Origin of the sequence: Arthrobacter sp. C9C5 (assembly GCF_013359735.1) — a bacterium.
Taxonomy (GTDB): Bacteria; Actinomycetota; Actinomycetes; order Actinomycetales; family Micrococcaceae; genus Arthrobacter.
Genome location: NZ_JABFMX010000016.1, coordinates 22,333 through 48,388, shown reverse-complemented (window position 1 = coordinate 48,388; position 26,056 = coordinate 22,333). Strand labels below are relative to the sequence as shown.

At 68.3% G+C, this 26,056-nt stretch carries 22 protein-coding genes; 5 read left to right on the top strand and 17 right to left on the bottom strand.

Annotated features, from left to right (window positions below; genetic code table 11):
* The first annotated feature begins 29 nt into the window (after positions 1-29).
* Genes tal through pgl form a run of 5 tightly spaced genes read left to right on the top strand, consistent with a single transcriptional unit; the run spans position 30 to position 6,140 of the window.
* On the top strand, positions 30-1,160 hold the full coding sequence (tal, locus tag HNO80_RS13300) for a transaldolase (protein WP_175323322.1): 1,131 nt from the start codon (positions 30-32) through the stop codon (positions 1,158-1,160).
* Positions 1,161-1,166: 6 nt separating this feature from the next.
* Entirely contained in the window at positions 1,167-2,816 is a 1,650-nt protein-coding gene (locus tag HNO80_RS13295) for a phosphoglucose isomerase-related protein (RefSeq protein WP_175323321.1), read from the top strand.
* A 15-nt stretch (positions 2,817-2,831) separates the two neighbouring features.
* Positions 2,832-4,394 carry a glucose-6-phosphate dehydrogenase gene (gene zwf / locus HNO80_RS13290; RefSeq protein WP_175323320.1) on the top strand — a complete coding sequence of 521 codons (1,563 nt, stop codon included), beginning with the start codon at positions 2,832-2,834 and terminating at the stop codon, positions 4,392-4,394.
* On the top strand, positions 4,391-5,332 hold the full coding sequence (locus HNO80_RS13285; protein WP_175323319.1) for a glucose-6-phosphate dehydrogenase assembly protein OpcA: 942 nt from the start codon (positions 4,391-4,393) through the stop codon (positions 5,330-5,332). Before zwf ends, HNO80_RS13285 begins: the two co-directional genes overlap by 4 nt.
* Positions 5,322-6,140 (top strand): 6-phosphogluconolactonase, encoded by an 819-nt coding sequence (pgl, locus tag HNO80_RS13280; RefSeq protein ID WP_175323318.1) that lies wholly within the window; start codon positions 5,322-5,324, stop codon positions 6,138-6,140. The genes HNO80_RS13285 and pgl overlap by 11 nt, the downstream gene beginning before the upstream one ends.
* Here pgl and HNO80_RS13275 read toward each other — a convergent pair.
* The 17 genes from HNO80_RS13275 to HNO80_RS13195 form a co-directional block, all read right to left on the bottom strand.
* Complete coding sequence (locus HNO80_RS13275) at positions 6,093-6,485, bottom strand: RNA polymerase-binding protein RbpA (protein ID WP_175323317.1); 393 nt, start codon at positions 6,483-6,485, stop codon at positions 6,093-6,095. The genes pgl and HNO80_RS13275 overlap by 48 nt on opposite strands.
* A gap of 115 nt (positions 6,486-6,600) precedes the next feature.
* On the bottom strand, positions 6,601-6,858 hold the full coding sequence (gene secG, locus HNO80_RS13270; RefSeq protein ID WP_175323316.1) for a preprotein translocase subunit SecG: 258 nt from the start codon (positions 6,856-6,858) through the stop codon (positions 6,601-6,603).
* A gap of 49 nt (positions 6,859-6,907) precedes the next feature.
* The gene (gene tpiA, locus HNO80_RS13265) at positions 6,908-7,723 is read right to left on the bottom strand and encodes a triose-phosphate isomerase (protein WP_175323315.1); all 816 of its coding nucleotides are present in this window, start codon (positions 7,721-7,723) and stop codon (positions 6,908-6,910) included.
* 82 nt (positions 7,724-7,805) lie between these two features.
* Positions 7,806-9,032 (bottom strand): phosphoglycerate kinase, encoded by a 1,227-nt coding sequence (locus HNO80_RS13260; RefSeq protein WP_175323314.1) that lies wholly within the window; start codon positions 9,030-9,032, stop codon positions 7,806-7,808.
* Positions 9,033-9,042: 10 nt separating this feature from the next.
* The gene (gap, locus tag HNO80_RS13255) at positions 9,043-10,053 is read right to left on the bottom strand and encodes a type I glyceraldehyde-3-phosphate dehydrogenase (protein ID WP_175323313.1); all 1,011 of its coding nucleotides are present in this window, start codon (positions 10,051-10,053) and stop codon (positions 9,043-9,045) included.
* 282 nt (positions 10,054-10,335) lie between these two features.
* Entirely contained in the window at positions 10,336-10,959 is a 624-nt protein-coding gene (locus HNO80_RS13250; protein ID WP_175323312.1) for a superoxide dismutase, read from the bottom strand.
* Between the two features lie 175 nt (positions 10,960-11,134).
* A complete protein-coding gene (whiA, locus tag HNO80_RS13245) occupies positions 11,135-12,115 on the bottom strand; it encodes a DNA-binding protein WhiA (protein ID WP_066438143.1) in 981 nt (326 codons plus the stop codon).
* 10 nt (positions 12,116-12,125) lie between these two features.
* Positions 12,126-13,145, bottom strand: a complete 1,020-nt coding sequence (locus tag HNO80_RS13240; RefSeq protein WP_175323311.1) for a gluconeogenesis factor YvcK family protein — start codon at positions 13,143-13,145, stop codon at positions 12,126-12,128.
* Positions 13,145-14,068, bottom strand: a complete 924-nt coding sequence (gene rapZ, locus HNO80_RS13235) for an RNase adapter RapZ (protein ID WP_175323310.1) — start codon at positions 14,066-14,068, stop codon at positions 13,145-13,147. The genes HNO80_RS13240 and rapZ overlap by 1 nt, the downstream gene beginning before the upstream one ends.
* Positions 14,069-14,183: 115 nt before the next feature.
* Positions 14,184-16,193 (bottom strand): excinuclease ABC subunit UvrC, encoded by a 2,010-nt coding sequence (gene uvrC, locus HNO80_RS13230; RefSeq protein WP_175323309.1) that lies wholly within the window; start codon positions 16,191-16,193, stop codon positions 14,184-14,186.
* 91 nt (positions 16,194-16,284) lie between these two features.
* On the bottom strand, positions 16,285-16,953 hold the full coding sequence (locus HNO80_RS13225; protein WP_175323308.1) for a lysophospholipid acyltransferase family protein: 669 nt from the start codon (positions 16,951-16,953) through the stop codon (positions 16,285-16,287).
* Positions 16,940-17,689, bottom strand: a complete 750-nt coding sequence (locus tag HNO80_RS13220; protein ID WP_349627354.1) for an HAD hydrolase-like protein — start codon at positions 17,687-17,689, stop codon at positions 16,940-16,942. The genes HNO80_RS13225 and HNO80_RS13220 overlap by 14 nt, the downstream gene beginning before the upstream one ends.
* Positions 17,690-17,885: 196 nt before the next feature.
* Positions 17,886-20,747 (bottom strand): excinuclease ABC subunit UvrA, encoded by a 2,862-nt coding sequence (uvrA, locus tag HNO80_RS13215; RefSeq protein WP_349627357.1) that lies wholly within the window; start codon positions 20,745-20,747, stop codon positions 17,886-17,888.
* Positions 20,748-20,912: 165 nt separating this feature from the next.
* A complete protein-coding gene (locus HNO80_RS13210; RefSeq protein ID WP_175323307.1) occupies positions 20,913-21,305 on the bottom strand; it encodes a GntR family transcriptional regulator in 393 nt (130 codons plus the stop codon).
* A complete protein-coding gene (locus HNO80_RS13205) occupies positions 21,302-23,092 on the bottom strand; it encodes an ABC transporter ATP-binding protein (protein ID WP_175323369.1) in 1,791 nt (596 codons plus the stop codon). Before HNO80_RS13205 ends, HNO80_RS13210 begins: the two co-directional genes overlap by 4 nt.
* Before the next feature lie 92 nt (positions 23,093-23,184).
* Entirely contained in the window at positions 23,185-24,963 is a 1,779-nt protein-coding gene (locus HNO80_RS13200) for an ABC transporter ATP-binding protein (RefSeq protein ID WP_175323368.1), read from the bottom strand.
* A 203-nt stretch (positions 24,964-25,166) separates the two neighbouring features.
* The gene (locus HNO80_RS13195; protein ID WP_175323306.1) at positions 25,167-25,946 is read right to left on the bottom strand and encodes a trans-aconitate 2-methyltransferase; all 780 of its coding nucleotides are present in this window, start codon (positions 25,944-25,946) and stop codon (positions 25,167-25,169) included.
* Between the last annotated feature and the right edge of the window lie 110 nt (positions 25,947-26,056).

Here is a 26,056-nt window from a genome sequence, read left to right as displayed (position 1 = left end):
GCGGCGGCCCCAGACTTCAGGAGTTACACATGAACACCACCCCCACCGCTACCCCCACGCAGCAGCTTTCCGACGCCGGCGTTTCCATCTGGCTCGATGACCTCTCCCGCGGCCGCCTCGCCACCGGCACGCTGCGCAAGCTGATCGAAGAGAAGAACGTCGTCGGTGTCACCACGAACCCGAGCATCTTCCACGCTGCCATCACCGCGGGCACTGACTACGACGCCAAGATCAAGGAAATGGCAGCCGCCGGTGCCAGCGTCGAGGAGACCGTCTTCGCGATCACCACCACCGACGTCGCCGACGCCTGCGATCTGTTCGCCCCCGTGGCCGCCGCGACGAACGGCGTCGACGGCCGCGTCTCGATCGAGGTGGACCCGCGCCTCGCCTGGGACACCGCCGGCACCATCACCGAAGCCAAGGAACTCTACGGCCAGGTCAACAAAGACAACGTCCTGATCAAGATCCCCGCCACGATTGAAGGCCTCGAGGCCATCACCGCCACCCTGGCAAGCGGCATCAGCGTCAACGTGACGCTGATCTTCTCGCTCGAGCGCTACCGCGCCGTGATCAACGCGTTCCAGAGCGGGCTTGAGCAGGCCAAGGAGAACGGCCACGACCTGTCCAAGATCCACTCCGTGGCGTCGTTCTTCGTCTCCCGCGTGGACACCGAAATCGACAAGCGCCTCGACGCGATCGGCACGGAGGAAGCCAAGGCCCTCAAGGGCAAGGCCGGCCTCGCCAACGCCCGCCTGGCCTACCAGGTCTACGAGGAACTCTTCTCCACCGAGCGCTGGGCCCTCCTCGCCGAAGCCGGCGCCCGTCCGCAGCGCCCGCTGTGGGCCTCCACCGGCGTCAAGGATCCGGCCTACCCGGACACCCTGTACGTGACCGAACTCGTCGCCCCCGGCGTGGTCAACACCATGCCGGAAAAGACCCTCGACGCCACCTACGACCACGGCGCCATCACCGGCGACACGGTCACCCGAGGCTACGACGACGCGAACGCGACGCTCAACGCCCTCGACGCCCTCGGCATTTCCTACAACGAAGTCGTCGCCTTGCTCGAGTCCGAAGGCCTCGACAAGTTTGTGGCAAGCTGGAAGGAACTGCTGGCCGACGTCGAGGTCGCCCTCGCCGCTGCACGGAAGGACGCATAGTCCCCCATGACCACTCTCAGCTACGACGCCACGGGCGCCGCCCGCCAGGCCCACGAACAGCACCTGCCCGCCCTGCTGGAGGACCGGGTCGCCACCCGGATCTTCGCCAAGGACGCCACCCTGTGGGGTCCCGACGCCGAAGCCGAGGCCGCGGTCCGGCTCGGCTGGGTGGAGGCCGCCACCGTCTCCCAGCCGCTCGTGGCGGACATCCTGGCCCTCCGCGACGCGCTCCGCGCCGAGGGCGTGACCCGGATTGTCCTGTGCGGCATGGGCGGTTCCTCGCTGGCCCCCGAGGTCATCGCCGGAACCGCCGGCGTCGAGCTGACGGTGCTGGACAGCACCGACCCCGAGCAGGTTGCCGCCGCCCTGGCAGACCGGCTCGAGCAGACCGCCATCGTGGTCTCCTCGAAGTCCGGCTCCACGCTGGAGACCGACTCGCAGCGCCGCGTCTTCGAGCACGCCTTCACCGAGGCCGGGCTCGACGCTAAGAGCCGGATCATCATCGTCACGGACCCGGGATCCCCGCTGGACAAGGCCTCGCGCGAAGCCGGCTACCGCGCCGTCTTCAACGCCGACCCCAACGTCGGCGGCCGCTACTCGGCACTGACCGCCTTCGGGCTGGTGCCGTGCGGGCTGGCCGGCGTGGACATCCAGGCCTTCCTGGACGAAGCCGAAGAGACCGCCGAGATCCTCAATGACGACAGCGAGGAGAACATCGGCCTCGCCCTCGGCGCCGCGCTGGGCGGCACCAACCCGCTGCGCGACAAGATCGTGATCGCCGAGGACGGTTCCGGGATCGTAGGGTTCGCCGACTGGGCCGAACAGCTCATCGCCGAGTCCACCGGCAAGCTCGGCACCGGCGTGCTGCCGGTCGTCGCCGGCCCGGACGCGCCGGAGGTCACGGGCGGCGCCGCGGACGTGCTGGTGATCCGGCTGGTGGCAGCCGACGCCGACGTCGAACTGGGTGCCAACGAGTCGGCCATCGCCGGCGGCCTGGCTGCGCAGATGATGACCTGGGAGTTCGCCACCGCCGTCGCGGGACGGCTGCTGGGCATCAACCCCTTCGACCAGCCCGACGTCGAGGCCGCCAAGGTCGCAGCACGCGGCCTGCTGGATGCGCAGCCCGAACCGACGCCGGCCAACTTCACCGACGGCGCGATCGAGGTCCGCGGCGGCGCCTGGCTGGGCGACGCCGGCACCGCGGCCGAAGCGGTCAGCGCGCTGCTGGGCCAGCTCGGCACGGACGGCTACCTCAGCGTCCAGGCCTACTTCGACCGGCTCAACTACGCACCGCTCGAGGGCATCCGGGACGAACTGGCCGCCCTCAGCGGCCGCCCCGTCACCTTCGGCTGGGGACCGAGGTTCCTGCACTCCACCGGGCAGTTCCACAAGGGCGGCCCGGCGATCGGGGTGTTCCTGCAGGTTACGGCGGCGTCCGCGACGGACCTCGGCATCCCGGAACGTCCGTTCACCTTTGGTGAGCTGATCTCCGCCCAGGCCGCCGGCGATGCGCAGGTCCTCAGCGAACACGGCCGGCCCGTGCTCCGGCTCCACCTCACGGACCGTGCCGCCGGCGTCCGCCAGTTGCAGCAGCTCGTCTCCTCGCTGGCCGGCACTTCAATTGCTGGCCGCCCAGCGTCCTCCACCGAAAGCTAAGGCACCACAGCAACCATGCCACTCTCGCAAAACGGCGGCTTTAAGTCCGCGGGCCGGGGGCGCAATCCGCTCCGGGACCCGCGGGACCGCCGACTGAACCGCATCGCCGGCCCCTCCTCCCTGGTGCTCTTCGGCGTCACCGGTGACCTCGCCCGCAAGAAACTCATGCCGGCCGTCTACGACCTCGCCAACCGCGGGCTCCTGCCCCCCAGCTTCGCCCTGGTCGGGTTTGCCCGGCGGCAGTGGGAGAACGAGGACTTCGCCGCCGAGGTGAAGGAATCGGTCAAGAACTACGCCCGCACGCCGTTCGACGAAACGGTCTGGAAGCAACTCTCCGAGGGCATCCGCTTCGTGCAGGGCGAATTCGACGACGACGACGCCTTCGAGCGGCTGAGCGAAACCATCGACGAGCTCGACGAGCAGCGCGGCACCCGCGGCAACCACGCCTTCTACCTCTCCATCCCGCCGAAGGCCTTCGAACTGGTCTGCCGGCAGCTCTCCAAGCACGGGCTCGCCCAGGCCGAGGGCGACAAGTGGCGCCGCGTCGTGATCGAGAAGCCGTTCGGGCACGACCTCGAGTCGGCCCGCCAGCTCAACGACATCGTGGAATCGGTCTTCCCGCCCGACGCGGTCTTCCGGATCGACCACTACCTCGGCAAGGAGACGGTCCAGAACATCCTGGCCCTGCGCTTTGCCAACCAGCTGTTCGAACCGTTGTGGAACGCCAACTACGTGGACCACGTCCAGATCACCATGGCGGAGGACATCGGCACGGGCGGCCGCGCCGGGTACTACGACGGCGTGGGCGCTGCCCGCGACGTCATCCAGAACCACCTGCTGCAGCTGCTGGCCCTGACCGCCATGGAAGAGCCGATCTCCTTCAACGCGGACGACCTCCGTGCCGAGAAGGAAAAGGTCCTGGCCGCGGTCCGGCTGCCGGAGGATCTCTCGACGCACTCGGCCCGCGGGCAGTTCGCCGGCGGCTGGCAGGGGGGCGAGCAGGTCCAGGGCTACTTGGAAGAGGAAGGCATCCCCGCCGACTCCACCACCGAGACGTTCGCCGCGATCCGGGTGGACATCAACACCCGACGCTGGAGCGGCGTGCCGTTCTACCTGCGGGCAGGCAAGCGGCTGGGGCGGCGCGTGACGGAGATCGCCGTCGTGTTCAAGCGCGCGCCCAACCTGCTCTTCCGTGACCACGGCGAAGACGACTTCGGCCAGAACGCCGTCGTCATCCGGGTGCAACCCGATGAGGGCGCCACGATCCGGTTCGGCTCCAAGGTCCCCGGCACCCAGATGGAAGTCCGCGACGTCACGATGGACTTCGGCTACGGCCACTCCTTCACCGAGTCCAGTCCCGAAGCCTACGAACGGCTCATCCTCGACGTGCTGCTTGGCGAGCCGCCGCTGTTCCCACGGCACCAAGAGGTGGAGCTGTCCTGGAAGATCCTGGACCCGTTCGAGGACTACTGGGCCAGCCTGAACGAACAGCCGGAGCCCTACGCCCCGGGAAGCTGGGGCCCCGCCTCCGCCGATGAACTGCTCGCCCGCGACGGACGGACCTGGAGAAGGCCATGATCGTAGATCTTCCCGACACAACAACCTCCAAGATCTCCAAGAAGATCATGGCGCTGCGCGAACAGGGCGGCGTGATCGCCCTGGGCCGCGTGCTGACCCTGGTGGTGGTGACCAAATCGGGCCTCGAAGAGGAAGCCATCGAGGCCGCCAACGAAGCCAGCCGGGAGCACCCGTGCCGGATCATCGTCCTCGCGGACGCCGGCGCCTCGGCGCCCACCCGGCTGGACGCGCAGATCCGCGTGGGCGGCGACGCCGGCGCCTCCGAGGTCATCCTGCTCCGCGGCTACGGCGAACTCGCGGAGGAAAGCGAATCCCTCGTGGCCGCGCTGCTGCTTCCGGATGCCCCGATCGTGGCCTGGTGGCCGCACGGCGCGCCCCGGAACGCCTGCGAGACGTCGATCGGCCGGATCGCGCACCGCCGCATCACCGACTCCGCAAACGAATCGGACCCGCTGGCGGCGCTGGAGAATCTCCGCAGCACCTACAAGGCCGGCGACACCGACCTGGCCTGGACCCGCCTGACCAACTGGCGGATCCAGCTGGCGGCAGTCCTGGACCAGGTGGACTCCTCGCCGGTCACCGCCGTCGCAGTCGAAGGTGCCTCGGACTCCCCCAGCACCCTGCTGCTCGCGGCCTGGCTCACGCTGGCGCTGGACGCTCCGGTGACCATCGTCGCCGATCCGGCGGGGACCGGGATCCGGCGCGTGCGGCTGACCCGCACCGGCGGCGACGTGCAGCTGTTCCGGCCCGGACTCACCGTGGCTGAACTGACCCAGCCGGGCCAGCCGGCGCAGCGCATCTCGTTGCCGCGCCGCAGCCTCAAGGACTGCCTGGCCGAGGAGCTGCGGCGCCTGGACCCGGACGAAGTCTTCGGTGAAGTGATTACTATTGGACTGCCCCGTACCAACCTAAGGAGTGTCCGTCCCAGTGAGCGCTGACCCCAGAGTAAGCATCCATCCTGACTCGACCGTCCTGATGGCGGCGATCGCGGCACGCCTGATCACCAAGCTCGTGGACATCCAGGACAAACACGGCGAGGCAACGGTGGTGCTTACCGGCGGCACGATGGGGATCGGTTCGCTCAAGGCGGTTGCCGAGTCGCCGGCCGCCCCGGCGGTGGACTGGTCCAAGGTGAACTTCTGGTGGGGCGACGAACGCTTCGTCGGCACGGACGACGCCGACCGCAACGCCCGCCAGGCGCACGAGGCACTGCTCTCGCACATCAACGTGGATCCCTCGCGCGTCCACGTCCCGGGCTCGGCGGACGACTTCTCCACCCCCGAGGAGGCCGCGGCCGACTACGCCCGGCGGCTCGCCGAGGCTGCCGCGGCCGAACACGCCGCCGACATGTCCGATGACCGCCCGGAGGAGCCCGGCGCCCTGCCGCGGCTGGACATTGTGCTGCTGGGCGTCGGCCCGGACGCGCACGTGGCCTCGCTGTTCCCGGAGCAGGCCGGCATCCGGGAGAAGGAGCTTACCGTCGTCGGTGTCCGCAACTCCCCCAAGCCGCCGCCGGCCCGGCTCTCCCTCACGCTGCCGACGATCAACACCGCGAACGAGGTGTGGATGGTGGTGGCAGGCGATGACAAGGCCGGCGCCGTGGGCCTGGCCCTGGCGGGAGCTAACCCGGTGCAGGTGCCGGCGGCAGGGCCCCGCGGCCGGTTCCAGACGCTGTGGCTGATCGATGAGGACGCAGCCTCACGCGTCCCCGAGCAGCTCGTCCGGAAGGGCGCCTCGGGCGCGTAGCCGTTCAAGCGCTCCAGCCAGCACGTCTTCGGCGTCCTGGCTGGAGCGCCTTTCTTTAACGTATTCGAGGTGGCTCTTGAAGCCCTCGGCCGGCTCGTCCTCCAGCGCGAACCGGGACTCGTCCCTGGTGGCGGCTCCGCCGCAGCGGCGGCAGTCCCACACCCCGGGGATCTGTTCCTCCGGGAGCTGTGCGAACACGAGGGCTGTCTCGTGGCCTTTCGCGCACCGGTAGGTGACGCAGATCCGGGGTTGCGCCGCGCCGCCGTCAAGGGGCTCATGGCGGGCCGGGGCTCCGGCGACGGCACCGACGCGGATGCCCCTGAATCCGGAAGCAGAATGCAGCATCGGGAACTCCTGGCTACTCGGCTGGTGGATTGGCTTGCCAGCGACAGTGTAGTTCGGAGTTCCCGATGCGGGGGAGGGCCGCAAGGCCCATATGAAGTTTTAGAAAACGAGGGTACTAGGAGTCGGCGCCCGTGCTGAAACGCATCAGCAGGCCGAGGGCGATGATGACCACACCCCAGGTGACTCCGAGGATGACCGTGAAACGGTTGAGGTTCCGCTCGGCCACGCCCGAGGAGCTGAGCCCGGAGCTCATGCCGCCGCCGAACATGTCGGACAGACCGCCGCCACGCCCCTTGTGCAGCAGGATGAGCAAGGTCAGCAGGAGGCTGGTGATGCCCAGCAGCACCTGGAGAATGACATGAAGAACGTCCACGACGGCCTTTCAGAAGATGGGGATTGCGGGGGCCAAAGCTGTGTCCGGACTAATCCGTCAGCAGGTGACTCTCGAACCTGACAATATTAGCAAACTCGGCGGCGTCCAGGCTGGCACCGCCGACCAGCAATCCGTCCACGTCGCGTTCCTTGAGGATCGAGGCGGCGTTGTTCGCCTTCACCGAGCCGCCGTAAAGCAGGCGCGTCTTGGCGGCGACCGAGGCGTCAAAGAGGGTGGCCAGCTCGGCGCGGATCGCGGCGCACATCTCCTGGGCATCCTCCGGCCCGGCGACTTCGCCGGTGCCGATGGCCCAGACGGGTTCGTACGCGACCACCAGGTCGGCCGCCTGCTCCGCGGTGAGGCCCTCGACGCCGGCGCGCAGCTGGGCCAGCGTGTGGTCCACGTGCGTGCCGGCCTGGCGGACTTCGAGCCCCTCGCCGACGCACAGCACGGGGGTGATGCCGTGGCGGAAGGCCGCCTTGGTCTTGGCGTTGAGGACCTCGTCGGACTCGTTGTGGATGGTGCGGCGTTCGCTGTGGCCCACCAGGACGTAGCGGCAGCCGAGCTTGGCGAGGAACTGTCCGGAGATGTCCCCGGTGTAGGCGCCGGAGTCGAACTGGGACAGGTCCTGGCCGCCGTAGGCGACGTCCAGCTCATCGCCCTGGACGAGGGTCTGCACGCCGCGGAGATCGGTGAACGGCGGGAACACGGCGACCTCCACCCGGCTGTAGTCGTGCTTGGCGTCGGACAGGGTCCAGGCCAACTTCTGCAGGAGGGTGATGCCCTGGACGTGGTCCATGTTCATCTTCCAGTTGCCCGCGATGAAGGGCTTGCGGTCGAACTTGCCGTGGGTTGACGTTGTCACGTGATCTCCAAAAGATTCGTAGCAGTGAAAGAGCCGGCAGGGTGCCCGCCTTGCGGGCCGGGCACCCTGCCGGCTGGAGGTTCTAGCGGTCCAGCACGCTCAGGCCGGGAAGTTCCTTGCCTTCAAGGTATTCCAGGCTCGCGCCGCCGCCGGTCGAGATGTGCCCGAACTGGTCATCGGCGAAGCCGAGGGTCCGCACCGCGGCGGCGGAGTCGCCACCGCCCACGACCGTGAACGCCGCGGTTTCCGTGAGCGCCTGGGCAACGGCCCGGGTGCCGCCGGCGAAGGCGGGGAACTCGAAGACGCCCATGGGCCCGTTCCAGAACACCGTCTTGGCGCCCTTGATCCGCTCCGCGAAGGCGGCTGCCGAATCCGGGCCGATGTCCAGGCCGATGCCGGAGGTGCCAAAGCTGCTGGACTCGATGGCGTCGGCTGACACCGTTTCGTGGTCAGCGTCGGCGGCGAACTTGCTGGCCACCACGACATCGGTGGGGACAACGAACTCGGTGCCGGCGTCGGCGGCGCGCTTGAGGTAATCCTGGACGACCGGGATCTGGTCCTCTTCGAGCAGGCTGCCGGCGACCTTGTGGCCGGCCGCGGCAAGGAAGGTGAACAGCATGCCGCCGCCCACCAGGATGGTGTCCGCCTTGCCGATCAGGTTGGCAATCACGGCGAGCTTGTCCGAGACCTTGGAGCCGCCGAGCACGACGACGTAGGGCCGCTGGGTGTCGGTGGTCAGCTTGCGCAGCACCTCCACCTCGGTGCGGACCAGGTCGCCCTGGTAGGACGGCAGCCGGGTGGCGACGTCGTACACGCTGGCGTGCTTGCGGTGCACGGCACCGAAAGCATCGTCAACGAAGGCGCCGTTGTCACCGGTGAGGGCGACCAGCTCGTCCGCGAAGGCGCCGCGTTCGGCATCGTCCTTGGACGTCTCGCGGGCGTCGAAGCGCACGTTTTCGAGGACGAGGGCTTCGCCGTCCTGCAACGCGGCGGCGGCCGCCTTGGCGGAACCACCGACCGTGTCGTCGGCGAGCGAGACCTTGAAGGACGCGAGCTCGGCCAGGCGTGCCACGGCGGGCTTGAGCGAGTACTTCTCCTCCGGGGCGCCCTTGGGGCGGCCGAGGTGTGCCGTGACCAGCACGCGGGCACCGGCGTCCGTGAGCTTCGACAGCACTGGCAGGGAGGCCTTGATCCGGCCGTCGTCAGTGACTGCAGAGCCGTCGAGCGGCACGTTCAGGTCACTTCTGACCAGAACGTACCGCCCGCGGACACCATCAGCGATCAGTTCGTCGAGGGTGTGGAATGTCATGGGTCTTACCCTAGCCCAGCTTCGACGCGACGAGCTCCGTGAGGTCGACGAGGCGGTTGGAGTAGCCCCATTCGTTGTCATACCAGGAAACAACCTTGACCTGGTTGCCAATCACCTTGGTCAGGCCGGAGTCGAAGATGGACGACGCCGGATCCCCGACGATGTCCGAGGAGACGATCGGCTCGTCGGTGTAGGTCAGCAGGCCCTTGAGCTCTTCGGTCTCGGACGCGGCCTTGAGCGCGGCGTTGACTTCCTCGACGGTGGTCTCGCGGGAGACGGTCACGGTGAGGTCGGTGGCGGAGCCGGTGGGGACGGGGACGCGGATGGCGTAGCCGTCCAGCTTGCCCTTGAGCTCCGGCAGGACCAGGCCGATCGCCTTGGCGGCTCCCGTGGAGGTGGGGACCATGTTGATGGCGGCGGCGCGGGCGCGGCGGAGGTCCTTGTGCGGGCCGTCCTGCAGGTTCTGGTCCGCGGTGTAGGCGTGGATGGTGGTCATCAGGCCGCGCTCGATGCCGAAGGAGTCGTTGATGACCTTGGCCAGCGGGCCGAGGCAGTTGGTGGTGCAGGAGGCGTTGGAGATGATGTTGTGCGCGGCGTTGTCGTAGAGGCCGTCGTTGACGCCCATCACGATCGTGATGTCCTCGTCGGAGGCGGGGGCGGAGATCAGGACCTTCTTGGCGCCGGCGTCGATGTGCTTCTGCGCATCCGCGGCCTTGGTGAAGAAGCCGGTGGACTCGATCACGATGTCGACGCCCAGCTCGCCCCACGGCAGCTTGGCCGGGTCGCGCTCCGCCAGGACCTTCACGGTCTTGCCGTCGACGACGATGTTGCCGTCCTTGACTTCAATGGTTTCGGCCAGGCGGCCGCCTACGGAATCGTACTTGAAGAGGTGTGCGAGGGCTTCCGGGCTGGTGAGGTCGTTGACTGCAACGATCTCGAGGTCTGCTCCCTGGGCCAGGGCGGCGCGGAAGTAGTTGCGGCCGATGCGGCCGAAGCCGTTGATACCAATACGTGTCGTCACGTTTTCAGTCTCCTTGGTGCTCTATCAAGCACGACTAGTTGAGTAGGCGTTCAAGCCAACTAACAGATCCCGCACGCCATTGGGCAGAGATGATTACCAGATCGGAGGGCGACCAGCCACGTTGCTGAAGGCTAACCGCCTTCCGTGATCCATCTTACGTTTAAGTGGGCCCGCCCCCGCAACTGCGGGGGCGGGCAGTCCACGTTTCGGGCCGAACGGCTCGAAATGTGACCTTTGTTACAGCCTGGTTTCGGCTCAGCGCCGGTTCGGCCGCGGTAGTCCCTAGAGCGTGATCAGGCCGGTGGCGTTCTTCCGGGCGGCGTCGAAGCGCTTGGCGACGTCGGCCCAGTTCACGATGTTCCAGAAGGCCTTGACGTAGTCGGCCTTGACGTTGACGTAGTCCAGGTAGAAGGCGTGCTCCCACATGTCCAGCATCAGCAGCGGCGTGGTGCCCAGTGCGACGTTGCCCTGCTGGTCGTAGAGCTGCTCGATGACAAGGTTGCCGCCGATCGGCTCGTAGGCGAGGAAGCCCCAGCCGGAGCCCTGCAGGCCCAGGGCCGCGGCGCTGAACTGCGCGCGGAAGGCGTCGAAGGAGCCGAAGGCGTCATCGATCGCGGCCGCGAGCTCGCCCTCGGGCTTGTCGCCGCCGTCCGGGGAGAGGTTCTTCCAGAACACGGAGTGGTTGATGTGGCCGCCGGTGTGGAACGCGAGGTCCTTGGAGAGGCGGTTAATGTTGGCGAAGTCGCCCTTCTCGCGTGCCTCGGCCAGCTGGGCCAGCGCGTTGTTGGCGCCGGCAACGTAGGTGGCGTGGTGCTTGCTGTGGTGCAGCTCCATGATCTTCGCGGAGATGTGGGGCTCCAGCGCGGCGTAATCGTAGTCAAGTTCGGGCAGTACGTACTCGGTCACAAAATCCTCCAATGTCGTGGACGTGTTCGTCCGGTTTTGCTAACTCTCGGATTGTGCATCCGGGTGGTTGGACACCCGGAAGTCTATGGATGTGGATCCAGTGGGCATAGCCTCCGGTCCTGCTGAGGTATTCCCGGCCACTGGATCCGATTCTGTCCCTGAATCCCGGCAGTGGCTACTCGTCGAGCATTTCCGGCGTCACGTTCGCCTCGGTGCCGGGGATGCCCAGGTCCTGCGCCCGCTTGTCCGCCATCGCCAGGAGGCGGCGGATCCGGCCGGCGATGGCGTCCTTCGTCATCACCGGGTCGGCGAGCCGGCCCAGCTCGTCCAGGCTGGCCTGCTTGTGGGCCACACGCAGTTCGCCGGCGTATTTGAGGTGGTCCGGGACGTCGTCGCCGAGGATCTCCAGTGCCCGGTCCACGCGGGCGCCGGCGGCGACGGCCGCTTGCGCCGAGCGGCGCAGGTTGGCATCGTCGAAGTTGGCCAGCCGGTTCGCGGTGGCGCGGACTTCCTTGCGCATCCGCCGCTCTTCCCAGACCATCAGCGCGTCGTGGGCGCCCATCCGGGTCAGCAGCGCCGCGATGGTGTCGCCGTCGCGGATCACAACGCGGTCCACTCCCCTGACCTCGCGTGCCTTGGCCTGGATGCCGAGGCGGCGGGCGGCGCCGACGAGGGCGAGGGCGGATTCCGGCCCGGGGCAGGTGACCTCCATGGCGGACGAGCGGCCGGGCTCGGTGAGCGAGCCGTGGGCCAGGAACGCGCCGCGCCAGACCGCCTCGGCGTCGGCGGCGGAGCCGTTCACCACCACCGAGGGCAGCCCGCGGACGGGCCGGCCGCGGGCATCCAGCAGGCCGGTCTGGCGGGCAAGGGCCTCGCCGTCGCGGACCACCCGCACCACGTAGCGGCTGCCGCGGCGCAGCCCGCCGCCGGAGACAACGATGATTTCGCTCTGGTGCCCGTACACCTCGGCAATCGCGGCACGCAGCCGGCGGGCGGTCGAGGCGAGGTCCACCTCGGCCTCGATCACGATCCGGCCGGAAATGATGTGCAGTCCCCCCGCGAAGCGGAGCATGGCGGACACTTCAGCCTTGCGGACCGAGGACTTCTTGATGTCCAGCCGGGAAAGTTCTTCCTTGACTGATGCTGTCAGTGCCATGGCACCTTTCCTACCTGTTCCCGAAAATGTCGTGGTACGCCGTTGCCAGGCGCAGCGGGTCGTGGATCGGCCGGCGGCTCGACGCCCCTACTTTACCCAAGACCACCTCTGCTCCCAGCATCCCGGCCGCGCGCTCGAAATCCGGGAGGTCCGGCACCGAGGCGGGGTCGGCCAGGACGACGTCGACGCTGAAGTCCGGCGCGTAGTCGCGCAGCACGCGCAGGTGGTCCGCGGCGGACATTCCGAGGGTCTCCTTGGTGTCCGTGGCGAGGTTCATCGTGAGACAGCGCCGCGCCTCCGTCTTGCACAGCGCATCGCGCATCTCCGGCAGCAGCAGGTGCGGCAGCACCGAGGTGTACCAGGAGCCGGGGCCCAGGACCACCCAGTCGGCGAGCTCGATCGCGGTCAGCGCCTCGACGCAGGCCGGGGCCGATTCGGGCAGCAGGCGGACTGCTTCAAGCGAACCCGCGACGGCGCACTTGGCCTGTCCGCGGACGGTCTGCAGCTCCGAAGTGCCGTCGGGCATCCCGACGCGCACCTCGCCTTCGATGGTGAGCGGGGTGGTGGACATCGGCAGGACCTGGCCCCGGGCGCCGAGCAGCGCTCCGGCCCATTGCAGTCCGACGACGGCGTCCCCGAGCAGCTCCCAGAGGGTGACGATCAGCAGGTTGCCCATGGCGTGTTCGTCGAGCGAACCGCCGCGGCCCTTGCCGGGCTTGAACCGGTGCTGCATGACATCGCGCCAGGTCCGGCCCCAGTCGGTGTCGTCGCACAGTGCGGACAGGGCCATCCGGAGATCCCCTGGCGGCAGGACGCCGTACTCGTCGCGCAGCCGGCCGGAGGAACCGCCGTCGTCGGCGACCGTGACGATGGCGGTCAGTTCCGAGGTGAGCAGGCGCAGGGCCGAGAGTGAGGCGGAGAGGCCGTGGCCGCCGCCGAGGGCGACCACGGAGGGGCCTTTGTCCTGCTGGCCGGCGGAGGCCGCACTGGCGGCCGGCACCAGGGGCAGCGGCCCGGTCAGGAGCGCCATTACTCGCGGCCCAGATCCCGGTGCGTCGTGGTGACCGTGACACGGGGGTACTGCGCCAGCCGCCGCGACAGTTCAACCGCCACGGCGACGGAACGGTGCTTGCCGCCGGTGCAGCCGACGGCGATGGTTGCGTAGTGCTTGTTTTCGCGCCGGTAGCCGTCCAGGACGGGTTCCAGGGCCAGCACGTAGCGTTCCACGAAGTTGTTGACGCCCTCCGCCTCGAGCACGTAGTCGCTGACGTCCTTGTCCAGCCCGGTGTGCGGGCGCAGCTGCGGAACCCAGTGCGGGTTGGGGATGAAGCGGGCGTCGGCGACGAAGTTGGCGTCCACCGGCAGCCCGTACTTGAAGCCGAAGCTCATGACGTTCAGCCGCAGCGCCACCGGGCCGGTTTCGCTGAACAGTTCGGTGATGGCGGTCGCGAGGCCGTGGACGTTGAGCGTCGAGGTGTCCAGCACGATGTCGGAGGATTCGCGCAGCTCATGCAGCAGCTCGCGTTCCGCGGCGATGCCGTCGAGGATCCTGCCGCCGCCCTGCAGCGGGTGCGGCCGCCGGCCCTGTTCGAAGCGCCGGACCAGGACGTCGTCGCTGGCGTCCAGGAACAGCACCCGGAAAGTGACGCCGCTGGCTTCGAGGTTGCGCAGCGCGGCGCGGATGTCCGCGAAGAGGTCCTTGCTGCGGACGTCGACGACGACGGCGAGTTTGGAGATCGAGCCCGGCGCGTGGGAGACCAGCTCCGCGAGCGTGCCGAGCATCTGGGGCGGCAGGTTGTCCACCACGTACCAGCCGTGGTCCTCGAGGGCGTCCGAGGCGGTGCTCCGCCCGGCCCCTGACATCCCGGTCACCACGAGCAGTTCCGCCTCGATCGGCTTGACGGGGGTCAAGCCGTCCGCCTCCATGCCGGATCCTGCCGTTGACTCTGTCATCAGTCGTGCCCCATCTCTGCTGTCTGCTCTGCCGTGACGCCGGCGCACGCGGCAGTTGCCTGCCGGCCGTGCGCCTGCCTCAGCTCCTTACCCTAGCTAAGATTGCCGGCGCTAGCTAAGTTTCGAGGATTTCGCCGGTCGTCATGTTGACGGCCGGGGCGGCCGGCCCTTCCGCGTCCTCCGCCGCGTTGAAATGCCGCACGATGGCGCCGGCGAGGGCCGGCCCGACCCCTTTGGCGGCCGTCAGCTCCTCGACCGTGGCGGCCTTGATGCTTTTCACCGAGCCGAACTGGTTCAGGAGGGCCTTGCGTTTGGAGTCGCCGAGGCCGGGCACGCCGTCGAGCGCGGAGACTGTCATCGCCTTGCCGCGCTTTTGCCGGTGGAAGGAGATGGCGAAGCGGTGCGCCTCGTCCCGGATCCGCTGCAACAGGTAGAGACCGGCCGAGGCGCGGGGCAGGATGACGGGGAAGTCGCTGTCGGGCAGCCAGACCTCCTCGAGCCGCTTGGCGAGCCCGACCACATAGACATCCTCGATGCCGAGTTCTTCCAGGGCCTTCGCTGCCGCGTTCACCTGCGGCTTGCCGCCGTCGACGACGACGAGGTTGGGCGGGTAGGCAAACTTCGTCCGCGGCGCCGGCGTCGTCGTGTCCGCGACCGGGGTGTCGGCCACGGCGGCGGCCTGGGCGGCGGCCAGCGGTCCGGAACCGTCGGCCGTTTTGTCGGCTTGTTCCTGCAGGTAGTTCCGGAAGCGGCGCGTCAGGACGTCGTGCATTGCGGCCGTGTCGTCGTTGGCCGCGGCGCCGGTGACCGAGAATTTCCGGTAGTCGGATTTCTTCGGCAGGCCGTCCTCGACCACCACCATGGAGCCGACCACGTTGGTGCCCTGGATGTGCGAGATGTCGAAGCATTCGATCCGCATCAGCGCGACCGGAAGGTCCAGGGCTTCCTGCAGTTCCTGGAGCGCCTGGGAACGCATGGTCAGGTCGCCGGCACGCCGGGACTTGTGCAGCTTGAGCGCGTGTTCGGCGTTGTCCCGGACGGTGGAGAGCAGCGTGGCCTTGTCGCCGCGCTGCGGGACGCGGATGTCCACCCGGGCCCCGCGCAGCCCGCTGAGCCATTGGGCCAGCTCGACGGCGTTGCTGGGCTCGGCCGGGACCAGCACCTCGCGGGGCATCCGGCCCTGGCTTTCGCCCTCCTCGCCGTAGACCTGCTGGAGCAGGTGCTCGACGAGGTCGGGGGTGGTGGTGTCCTCGACTTTTTCCACCACCCAGCCGCGCTGGCCGCGGATCCGGCCGCCCCGGACGTGGAAGACCTGGACTGCGGCCTCGAGCTCGTCCTCGTGCAGCGCGAACACGTCGGCGTCGGTGTCCTCGGCCAGGACCACGGCGTTGCGTTCAAAGACCTTCTTCAGCGCGATGATGTCATCGCGCACCCGGGCCGCGCGTTCGTAGTCGAGCTCCGCGACGGCGGCGGCCATGTCCTTCTCGAGCCGGGAGACGAAGCGTTTGGCTTCGCCGCCCATGAAGGCGCAGAAGTCCTCGGCCAGGGCGCGGTGGTCCTCCGCCGAGATCCGTCCGACGCAGGGCGCCGCGCACTTGTCGATGTAGCCGAGCAGGCAGGGCCGGCCGCTGGCTTCTGCGCGTTTCAGCACGCCGGGGCTGCAGCTGCGGACCGGGAAGACCCGCAGCAGGGTGTCCATGGTGTCGCGGATGGCGCCGGCCGTGTAGGGCCCGAAATACCGGGTCCCCTTGCGCCGTTCGCCGCGGAGGACCTGCACCCGGGGGTACTTCTCCCCCATCGTGACGGCGAGGTACGGGTAGCTCTTGTCGTCGCGGAACATGACGTTGAACCGCGGCTTGAATTCCTTGATCCAGGTGTATTCGAGCTGCAGGGATTCCAGCTCGCTGCCCACGACGGTCCATTCCACGCTGCTGGCGGTGTGCACCATGGCATACGTCTTGGGCAGCAGGCCCGCGGGGTTGGCGAAGTAGGAGTTCAGCCGGGAACGGAGGTTCTTGGCCTTGCCGACGTAAATGACCCGGCCATGCGGATCGCGAAAGCGGTACACGCCCGGGTTGGTCGGGATCTCCCCCGTCTGGGGACGGTAACTAGCTGGATTTGCCACTAGTCCATTCTACTAAGCCGGGCGGGACCGCCCCGACCGTCGGCTCCCGGATGGGTGGGCGCGGACGCATGTGCGCGGCCGGGAGCAGCGGCTAATCGACGCTTTTGCTCTGGTTGTAGGTGGTGGCCCGCTGCTGCCCGCTCAGTTCGGCGATGGCGTCCATGATCCGGTCCGTGACCTGGCGGCGCGCCGGCAGGGAATGGTCCGGGCCGGTTTTGTCGAAGTACAGCGGCTCGCCCACCTTCATGGTGAAGTGCTGCGGGGTGACCTTGTTGCTGTCCGCCGGCTGCAGGTTTTCGGTGCCGATCAGGCCCACCGGGATCACCGGGGCGCCGGTGGTGAGGGCCAGCCAGCCGACGCCGGTGCGGCCGCGGTAGAGGATGCCGTCACGGGAGCGGGTGCCCTCCGGGTAGATCCCGACGCCCTTGCCGGCGTCGAGGATGTCCAGCAGCGTCTTCAGCGCCTGGACGCTGGCCGCCTGTTCGCCGCGTTCGACCGGAATGGAGCCGACGGCTTCGAAGAAGGACTTCATCAGCTTGCCCTTGGCGCCGCCCGTGGTGAAATATTCCGCTTTGGCGAAGAAGGCCACGGGGCGCGGCATGAGGGCCTGGACGATCACACTGTCGAGGAAGGACAGGTGGTTCGGCGCCACGATGAAGGGACCCTCCTTGGGCACGTTCTCGAGGCCGATCACGGTGGGACGACAGGTCGAGGAAATGAGCCCGCGGGTCGTCCAGCGGATCGCGTCAAACATTGCCAATGGTGTGCACCTCATTCAGGGCTGTGGTCCCCGGGCGTTCGGAGAGTCTGGTGATCGTAGCGTGAAGCGCCGTGGTGGTGTGCACGATCTCGACGGCGCCGGCCTCGTGCAGTTCGCCGTCGGGCGCAAAACCCCAGCCTACGCCGACACAGTCCAGTCCGTTCGCAGCCGCCCCGGCCACGTCCTGCGCCCGGTCCCCCACCATGACGCCCAGACCGGCCGTCGCAGGAGCCGCGGCAGCGAGGTCCGAGAGGGCGGCCGCGACGATGTCGGCCTTGCCTGCGGGGACGTGACCCGTATCCGGGGCCCCGCCGGTCTCGTCGGCGGCGGAGCCGCGGATGCTGTGGAAGAGCCCGGCAATACCGTGGTGCGCCAGCACAACGCGGGCCAGTCCCTCCGGCTTCTGGGTGGCAACGGCGAGGGGGCGGCCAGCGGCGGCAAAGTCCTCGAGGAGGCTGCGTATTCCCGGGTAGAGCCTGCCCTGCGCGATGCCGGTGGAAACGTAGTGCGCGCGATAGATCCGGATGGCGTCATCCAGCAGGGCCGCCGGGACGCCGGCGATCTCCGTGAGCGAATGGCTCAACTTGGGTCCGATCATGGCGTCCATCCGGGACTTCCCCGGAACCGGGAGGCGAAGTTCGGTGAGGGCTGCTGCGATTCCGTCCGTTATCCCCCCGGCCGGATCGACAAGAGTGCCGTCAAGGTCGAAGATCACGGGCACGGTTATAGGCGTCACGGGCCTTAGTTTCTCACGAGTAGGGGGATGCCAGAAATTCGCATACTCCTTCGGGAATACATCAGGGGTTACTTCCGGGCCCGCCCTGCCGTTCGGCCCGCGATGCGCAAATGCCCTGCTGCTGCCGGGAGTCCGGCAGCAGCAGGGCATTTGTGCGTCATGGTGCGTGTGGCGCCTCGCAGGCAACGAACCCGCGTCAGCCCAGGATGTCGGCCAGGAAGGCCGCCGTGTGGCTTTCCTTGGACTTGGCTACCTGCTCCGGAGTTCCGGAGGCGACGATGCGGCCGCCGCCGGAACCGCCGTCGGGTCCCAGGTCAACGATCCAGTCGGCGCTCTTGATGACGTCGAGGTTGTGCTCGATCGTAATCACGGTGTTGCCCTTTTCGACCAGGCCCTGCAGCACCATCAGCAGCTTGCGGATGTCCTCGAAGTGCAGCCCCGTGGTGGGCTCGTCCAGGACGTAGACGCTGCGGCCGTTGGAGCGCTTCTGCAGTTCCGCGGCCAGCTTCACGCGCTGCGCCTCGCCGCCGGAGAGGGTCGTGGCGGGCTGGCCGAGCCGCACGTAGCCGAGGCCGACGTCGACCAGGGTCTTGAGGTGCCGGGCGATCGGCGAGAACGCGGCGAAGAACTCGGCGCCCTCCTCGATCGGCATGTTCAGGACGTCCGCGATGGTCTTGCCCTTGTAGTGCACCTCGAGCGTCTCGCGGTTGTAGCGGGCGCCGTGGCAGACCTCGCAGGGCACGTAGACGTCCGGCAGGAAGTTCATCTCGATCTTCAGTGTGCCGTCGCCGGAGCAGGCCTCGCAGCGTCCGCCCTTGACGTTGAAGGAGAACCGGCCGGGCTGGTAACCGCGGACCTTGGCCTCGGTAGTCTCGGCGAAGAGCTTCCGGATGTGGTCGAAGACGCCGGTGTAGGTAGCCGGGTTGGACCGCGGGGTACGGCCGATGGGGCTCTGGTCGACGTGCACCACCTTGTCCAGGTGCTCGAGGCCCTGGACGGTCTTGTGCCGTCCGGCGACCTGCTTGGCGCCGTTGAGCTTGTTGGCGAGCACCTTGTAGAGGATCTCGTTGACGAGGGTGGACTTGCCGGAGCCGCTGACGCCGGTGACGGCGGTGAACAGGCCCAGCGGGAAGGCTGCGTCCACGTTCAGCAGGTTGTTTTCCTTGGCGCCGACGACTTTCAGCTCGCGCTTCTTGTCGTACTTGCGGCGCTTCTTCGGCACCTCGATGGACTTCCGTCCGGAGAGGTAGTCGCCGGTCAGGGACTCGGTGTTCTTCAGCAGGTCCTGGTAGGAACCGGAGTGGACCACCATGCCGCCGTGCTCGCCGGCGCCGGGTCCGATGTCGACCACCCAGTCCGCCTCGTGGATGGTGTCTTCGTCGTGCTCGACCACGATCAGGGTGTTGCCGAGGTCCCGGAGCCGGGTGAGGGTTTCGATCAGGCGCCGGTTGTCGCGCTGGTGCAGGCCGATCGAGGGCTCGTCGAGGACGTACAGCACGCCGACCAGGCCGGAACCGATCTGGGTGGCCAGGCGGATGCGCTGGGCCTCTCCGCCGGACAGGGTGCCGGAGGGCCGCTCCAGGTTCAGGTACTCGAGGCCGACGTCGAGCAGGAAGGTCAGGCGGGCCTGGATCTCCTTGAGGACCTGGTGGGCGATCTGGGCCTCCCGGCCGCTGAGGACCAGGGTGTCCAGGAAGTGCGCGCATTCGCGCATCGGCAGTGCGGCGACCTCGGCAATCGACTTGCCGTTGATCAGGACCGAGAGCGACGCCGGGTTCAGCCGGGCGCCGTTGCAGGCCGGGCACGGGACCTGGCGCATGTACTCCTCGTAGCGGTCCCGCGCCGAGTCGGAATCCGTTTCCGTGTGCTTGCGGTGCACGTACTGGACAACGCCCTCGAAGCCGGTGCTGTACTTGCGTTCCCGGCCGAAGCGGTTGCGGTACTGCACCACGACCTTGTGGTCCTTGCCGTGCAGCACAGTCTGCCGCGCCTCGGTGGAGAGCTTCTCCCACGGCGTGGTCATCTTGAAGCCAATTTCCTTGGCCAGGCCGCCGAGGAGCCGGTTCCAGTACTCGGTGGTGGCGGTGCCGAGCGACCACGGCGCGATGGCGCCTTCGGCGAGGGAGAGCTCCGGGTTGGGGATGAGGAGTTCCTCATCGACTTCGAGCTTGGTGCCGATGCCGCTGCAGGCGGAGCAGGCGCCAAAAGGATTGTTGAAGGAGAACGAGCGGGGTTCGATTTCGTCGATCGCGAGGGGGTGCTCATTGGGGCAGGCGAGGTGCTCGGAGAAGGCACGGATCCGTTCCGGGTCGTCCGCCTCGAGGTCGACGAATTCGGCCAGCACGCGGCCCTCGGCGAGGCCCAGGGCGGTTTCCACCGAGTCGGTGAGGCGCTGGCTGATGCCCTCCTTGACGACGAGGCGGTCCACCACCACCTCAATGGTGTGTTTGAACTGCTTGCCCAGCTTGGGCGGATCGCTGAGCTGGATCAGCTTGTCGTCCACCCGGGCCCTCGAGTAGCCCTTCGCTGTGAGCTCCTTGAACAGTTCGACGAATTCGCCCTTGCGGCCGCGGACCACCGGTGCCAGCACCTGGAAACGGGTGCCCTCGGGCAGTTCCAGGAGCTGGTCGACGATCTGTTGCGGGGTCTGCTTGGTCACCGGCTCGCCGCAGACCGGGCAGTGCGGGCGTCCCACCCGGGCCCAGAGCAGGCGCATGTAGTCGTAGATCTCGGTGATCGTGCCCACGGTGGAACGGGGATTCTTGCTCGTGGACTTCTGGTCGATCGACACCGCCGGCGACAGGCCTTCGATGAAGTCGACGTCGGGCTTGTCCACCTGGCCCAGGAATTGGCGGGCGTAAGCGGAGAGCGACTCCACGTAGCGCCGCTGTCCCTCGGCGAAGATGGTGTCGAAGGCGAGGGAGGACTTGCCGGAGCCGGAAAGGCCGGTGAAGACGATCATCGCGTCGCGCGGCAGGTCGAGGTCGACGTTGCGCAGGTTGTGTTCGCGCGCGCCCTTCACGACCAGTCGGGACAAGTCGGGGCGGGCCAGCTCCACACCCGACGAGGCCGGGCCGGACGACTTGGGCGCGGCCGCTTTTCCGGACTTCACCGGATCGGCGGCGGGCTGGATATCAACGGCGGGTTCTTCAGCTACGGCTTTAGGCACGCCTCCAATGCTAATCGAAAACTTCTTCGAATATCTATTCGGAGGGCCGGTGTGCTAGTGGCGGTCGTACGCCGCCGCCAGTAGTTGAACGGCCTCGGCGAAGCTGGCGCCCTGGGCTTTGGCCGCGGCCGCGAACTCCGAGGCGGCAGCGGTCAGCGAGCCCCAGGCCTCGTCCCGGGCGCAGACGACGGTGCCGTTCCGGCCGCGGGTCGCCACGACGCCGGCGGCCTCGAGCTCCTTGTAAGCGCGCGCCACGGTGTGCGGTGCCACCCCCAACTCCCCTGCCAGGCTGCGGACGGCGGGCAGTCGGGTCCCCGGCGCCAGGGTGCCGTTGTCCGCCTGCTCGATGATGTTCAGCCGGAGCTGCTCAAACAGCGGCACCGAACTCCCGGTGTTGGGCTTCCAGCTGCCTGGAAATTGTGCCGCGGCACGTTCGGCGGAGCTCACAGTTCAGGCTCCAGAACACTCTCGGGCTGTTCGCGGCCAGCGAACTGGGCCCGGTAGAGCGCGGCGTAGAAACCGCCCCCCGCCATCAGTTCCTGGTGGTTTCCCTGTTCAACAATCCGTCCGTGGTCCATGACCAGAATTAGATCAGCGTCCCGGACCGTGGACAAGCGGTGGGCGATCACGAAGCTGGTCCGGCCCTGCCGCAGCCTGGCCATCGCCTGCCGGATCTGCGCTTCGGTGCGGCTGTCCACCGAGCTGGTGGCCTCGTCGAGGATCAGGACACCGCGACCGGCCAGCTGCGCCCGGGCGATCGAGATGAGTTGGCGCTGGCCGCGGCTGAGGGAGTCGCCGTCGTTGCCGAGCATGGTGGCATAGCCGGCCGGGAGGGAGCGGACGAACTGGTCCACGTGGCTGGCCTGCGCCGCGGCGATGATCTCGCCGTCGCTGGCGCCGGGCCGGCCGTATTCGATGTTCTCCCGGATGCTGCCGGTGAACAGCCAGGCGTCCTGCATCACGGTGCCGAAGGCCGAGCGCAACGCGTCGCGCGGCATTTCGGCGATGTCGATGCCGTCCACGGTGATCCGCCCGGCGTCCAGTTCATAGAACCGCATCAGGAGGTTGACCACCGTGGTCTTTCCGGCCCCGGTCGGCCCCACGATCGCCACGATCTGGCCCGGCTCCACCGTGAAGGAGAGGTCCTCCACGACGGGGGCACCGGGACTGTAGCCAAACGTCGCGCCTTCGAAGCTGACCCGCCCCGGAGGTCCGGGCTCCGCGGCGGCGGACTCCGCGTCGGCGGCGCAAACGTCGGCGGCGCGCACGGCGACGGCACGGGCGGCGCCGGCGGCAGGCTCCGCAGCGTCTGCGGGGATTTCCGGTGCGTCCAGCAGCGCGAAGACGCGTTCCGCGGAGGCCACGCAGGACTGCATCAGGTTGAGCATTCCGCCGATCTGGCCCATCGGCTGGCTGAAGAGCCTGCTGAACTGGATGAAGGCCTGGACGCCCCCGATCGTCATGCTCCCGGCGGCCACCTGGAGCGCGCCGATCACGGCGACGGCGATGTAGTTGAGGTTGGAGACGAAAATCATCAGGGGCTGCACGACGCCGGACACGTACTGCGCGCTGGAGGCTGCCCGGAAGAGCCGCGTGTTGCTTTCCCCGAAGGTGGCCGCAGCCGCCTCCTGCCGGCCAAAGACCTTGACCACCTCGTGCCCGGTGAAGAACTCCTCCAAGTGGGCATTCAGTTCGCCGGTGCTGGCCCACTGCTCGGTGAAGTGCGCCTGCGACCGCCGCGCCACGAGCACGGTGATCAAGGTGGAGACCGGGACCGAGGCCAGCGCGATCACGGCCAGCAGCGGCGACAGCCATAACATCATGGCCAGGGCGCCGGTGAGCATCAAGACCGACATGATCAGCTGGTTGAGCAACTGGTTGAGCGCCTGCGAGACGTTGTCGACGTCGTTGGTGGCCCGGCTGAGCACGTCGCCGCGGTGCTGGTCGTCGAAATGGCTGGAAGGCAGCACGTGGAGCTTTTGTTCCACGGCGGCGCGGAGCCCGTAGCCCAGCCGCTGCACGGCCGTCGCGGTCAGGGCGCCCTGGATCCAGCTGAACAGCGAGGCGCCCAGGTACATCAAGGCGACCGCGAGCAGCAGCCGGCCGAGCCTCTGCTCGTCGAAGGTGCCGCCGACGACGCTTTGGACCACGACGTCGGTGGCGTCGCCGAGGTATTTGGGCGCCGCCACGTTCAGCGCCGCGAAGGCGCAGGTCGCGGCGACGACGCCGGCCATTCGGCGGCGTACCGGTTTTAGGAGCCGCAGCAGCCTTCCGGCGGTCCGCCATTTGGCTGCGGCCGTCCCGCCCCGCGCGGCGACGTCGGCGCTCACGGAGTTTCCTCCAGCACCAGCTGGGAGGCGGCAATCTCCTGGTAGGTCCGCGACGACTCCATCAGTTCCTGATGGGTGCCCTTGGCCACCAGCCGGCCGTCCTCGAGCACCAGGATCAGATCCGCCTCCTCGATCGTGGACACGCGTTCCGCCACCACCAGGACGGTGGCCGCCCGCAGCGCCGGTTCCAGGGCGGCGCGCAGCCTCTCGTCCGTGCCGTAGTCGAGGGCGGAGAAACTGTCGTCGAAAAGGTAGACGGGCGCGGGCCGGAGGAGCGCCCGGGCAATGCACAGGCGCTGGCGCTGCCCGCCCGAATAGTTTGTACCGCCCTGGCTGACCGGCGCGTCGAGCCCGCCCGGGAGGTCGCGGACGAAGTCCCCCGCCTGGGCGGTCTCCAGGGCCTGCCACAGTTCCGCATCACTAGCGTCCGGGCCGCCCACCCGCAGGTTCTCCGCGAGCGTCCCGGAGAAAAGGTAGGAATGCTGCGGCACCATGGAAATCAGTCCACGCAGCTCAGCCAGCGGCAGCGAGCGGGTCCCGCGGCCACCGATGCTGATGCTGCCCGCCGTCGGGTCAAGGAAACGCGGCAACAGATTCAGCAGCGTGCTCTTGCCGCTCCCCGTGGCGCCGATGACCGCCGTCGTGGTTCCGGGAGCGGCCGTGAACGTGACCCCGCTGAGGACCGGGGCTTCGGCGCCGGGGTACGCGAAGGCGACGTCGTGGAACTCCACGGCGCCTTCGGGGACGGGTCCGCGACCCGAACGAGGCGCCTGTTCCGGGGGCGGCAGCTTCTGCGGTGACGCTGCCGACAGTGCCGTTCCCGGCTCCGGACCGCCGATGGATGGTTCAGTGTCGAGGACCACCTGGATGCGCTCGGCGCAGGCGGCGGCCCGCGGGGCCGTCGTGAAGACGTACATGGCCATCATGATGGCGATCAGGATCTGCAGGATGTAGGCGATAAACGCGGTCAGCGCGCCGAGCCGCATCTGACCGGACTGGATCCGGTGGCCGCCGAACCAGACCACCGCGACGGAGGACAGGTTGACCACCACCATGATCATTGGATTCATGCCGGCCACCAGCAGCGCCGAGTCGAGGTTGTTCCTGGTGAGGTCCCTGTTGGCGGCATCGAAGCGCCGGATCTCATGCTCCTGCCGGACAAAGCCGCGGATGACGTTGGCGCCGACGATCTGTTCGCGCAGGACCCGGCTGATCCGGTCGATGAGTTCCTGGCCGCGCCGGTACAGCGGAATCAGCCGGCGCACAATCAGCAGCATGAGTCCCGCGAGCACCGGGATCACGGCCATCACAATCCCGGACAGCGGCAGGTCCTGGCGCACCGCGAGGACGATGCCGCCGATGAAGCTGGCGGGCGCGGCGACGAGCATGGTGAAGACCAGGACGGTGAGGTTCTGGATCTGCGTGACGTCATTGGTAGCCCGGGTGACCAGGCTGGGCGCCCCGAACACGCCGACTTCCTGCGAGGAAAAGGTCTGCACCTTGGCAAATAGCTCCTCGCGCAACTCCCGCCCCACGCGCATGGCGACGACGGCACCGAGGTAGCCTGCGGCGATGGCGGTACCGACCTGGAGGGCGGCAACTCCCGCCATCCAGGCTCCAAGGCGCAGGATCGCGGGCGTGTCGCCGGCGACAATGCCGTCGTCGATGATGGCGGCGTTGAGCGTCGGGAGCATCAGGTTGGCGGTGGTCTGCACGAGCTGCAGGCAAATGATGGCCAGAACGGTCATCCTGTGGGCGACGAGCAGGCGCCCCATCAGGCTTAAGAGCACCGAACCTCCATCACTAGAACAGGGCTCGGAATCGGACCAGACCGCGGCCGCCCCCAGACCGCTTTGTCATTGTAAGCCCCATCACATACCGCGTTTTGTCACACGGCGTGTCACATTCGTCAAAGAGTCCGGGCGGCGGCAGGGTTCCCGCCCTGCAGCCCCGGGCGGCGGCATGGTCCGGGCCCCTCTCAGCCCCGCTTGCGGCCCACGGCGAAGACCCTCCGGAAGGGGAAGACCGTTCCGTGGCGGCCCGGCGGATACGCCTCGTTCAGCAGCCGGGCGTAGTCCCGCTCAAACCGGAGTGCCTCCTCCGCCGTGAGCGCGGCCAGCACCGGGCGCAGGCCAGTCCCCCGCACCCACTCGAGCACCGGATCGGTGCCCGGCAGGAGCTGGAGGTACGTGGTCTCCCAGGCGTCGGCGTCGCAGCCGGCGTCGAGCATCAGTTCGAGGTACTCCGCAGGCTCGCCCACCACATCGTCATGGCGCAGCACACCGGCCAGTCGGGCGGACCACTCATCCGAATCGGCGAGGGTCCGCATGAGGGTGTGCGAGGGGGCATTGAAGTTGCCCGGAACCTGGAGCGCGAACCATGCCCCCGGACGGAGCGCCCCGAGCCAGCGGGTCAGCAGCTCCCGGTGCCCGGGCACCCATTGCAGGGCGGCATTCGTGACGACGACGTCGGTATCCGGCGCGGGCATCCACGCGGCGATGTCCGCCAGGCCAAAGGAAAGGTTGTCCGCCGCGGCCGCGAAGGGTGCTGACTTCGCGAGCATTTCGGCGGAGGAGTCCAGCCCCTGCACCGCGGCGCCGGGCCAGCGGGACGCCAGCGTGGCGGTCAGGTTTCCCGGCCCGCAGCCAAGGTCGACCACGTGCAGCGGCGCCTCGGCGCGGATGCGGGCGGTCAGGTCGAAGAACGGCCGGTCCCGATAGTCTCCGAACTGCACGTACTTGGCTGGATCCCACTTCATGCATTCCTCGCTTCACCGCTCGGGCCGTCAGCCGAAGCCTAACCCCGCAGCCACCCCCGGGCGGCGCCGCCGCACCGCGGGATGCCGCCCTGGGTTTCCGGGCCTGGCAT

What these genes read in the sequence shown, in the direction of transcription:
- tal (WP_175323322.1), top strand. Translation starts at nt 30, where the DNA reads ATGAACACCACCCCCACCGCTACCCCCACGCAGCAGCTTTCCGACGCC.
- HNO80_RS13295 (WP_175323321.1), top strand. Translation starts at nt 1,167, where the DNA reads ATGACCACTCTCAGCTACGACGCCACGGGCGCCGCCCGCCAGGCCCAC.
- zwf (WP_175323320.1), top strand. Translation starts at nt 2,832, where the DNA reads ATGCCACTCTCGCAAAACGGCGGCTTTAAGTCCGCGGGCCGGGGGCGC.
- HNO80_RS13285 (WP_175323319.1), top strand. Translation starts at nt 4,391, where the DNA reads ATGATCGTAGATCTTCCCGACACAACAACCTCCAAGATCTCCAAGAAG.
- HNO80_RS13275 (WP_175323317.1), bottom strand. Translation starts at nt 6,485, where the DNA reads ATGCTGCATTCTGCTTCCGGATTCAGGGGCATCCGCGTCGGTGCCGTC.
- HNO80_RS13260 (WP_175323314.1), bottom strand. Translation starts at nt 9,032, where the DNA reads ATGACATTCCACACCCTCGACGAACTGATCGCTGATGGTGTCCGCGGG.
- whiA (WP_066438143.1), bottom strand. Translation starts at nt 12,115, where the DNA reads ATGGCACTGACAGCATCAGTCAAGGAAGAACTTTCCCGGCTGGACATC.
- HNO80_RS13240 (WP_175323311.1), bottom strand. Translation starts at nt 13,145, where the DNA reads ATGGCGCTCCTGACCGGGCCGCTGCCCCTGGTGCCGGCCGCCAGTGCG.
- rapZ (WP_175323310.1), bottom strand. Translation starts at nt 14,068, where the DNA reads ATGACAGAGTCAACGGCAGGATCCGGCATGGAGGCGGACGGCTTGACC.
- HNO80_RS13205 (WP_175323369.1), bottom strand. Translation starts at nt 23,092, where the DNA reads ATGGCCGGCGTCGTCGCCGCGACCTGCGCCTTCGCGGCGCTGAACGTG.
- HNO80_RS13200 (WP_175323368.1), bottom strand. Translation starts at nt 24,963, where the DNA reads ATGGGGCGCCTGCTCGTCGCCCACAGGATGACCGTTCTGGCCATCATT.
- HNO80_RS13195 (WP_175323306.1), bottom strand. Translation starts at nt 25,946, where the DNA reads ATGAAGTGGGATCCAGCCAAGTACGTGCAGTTCGGAGACTATCGGGAC.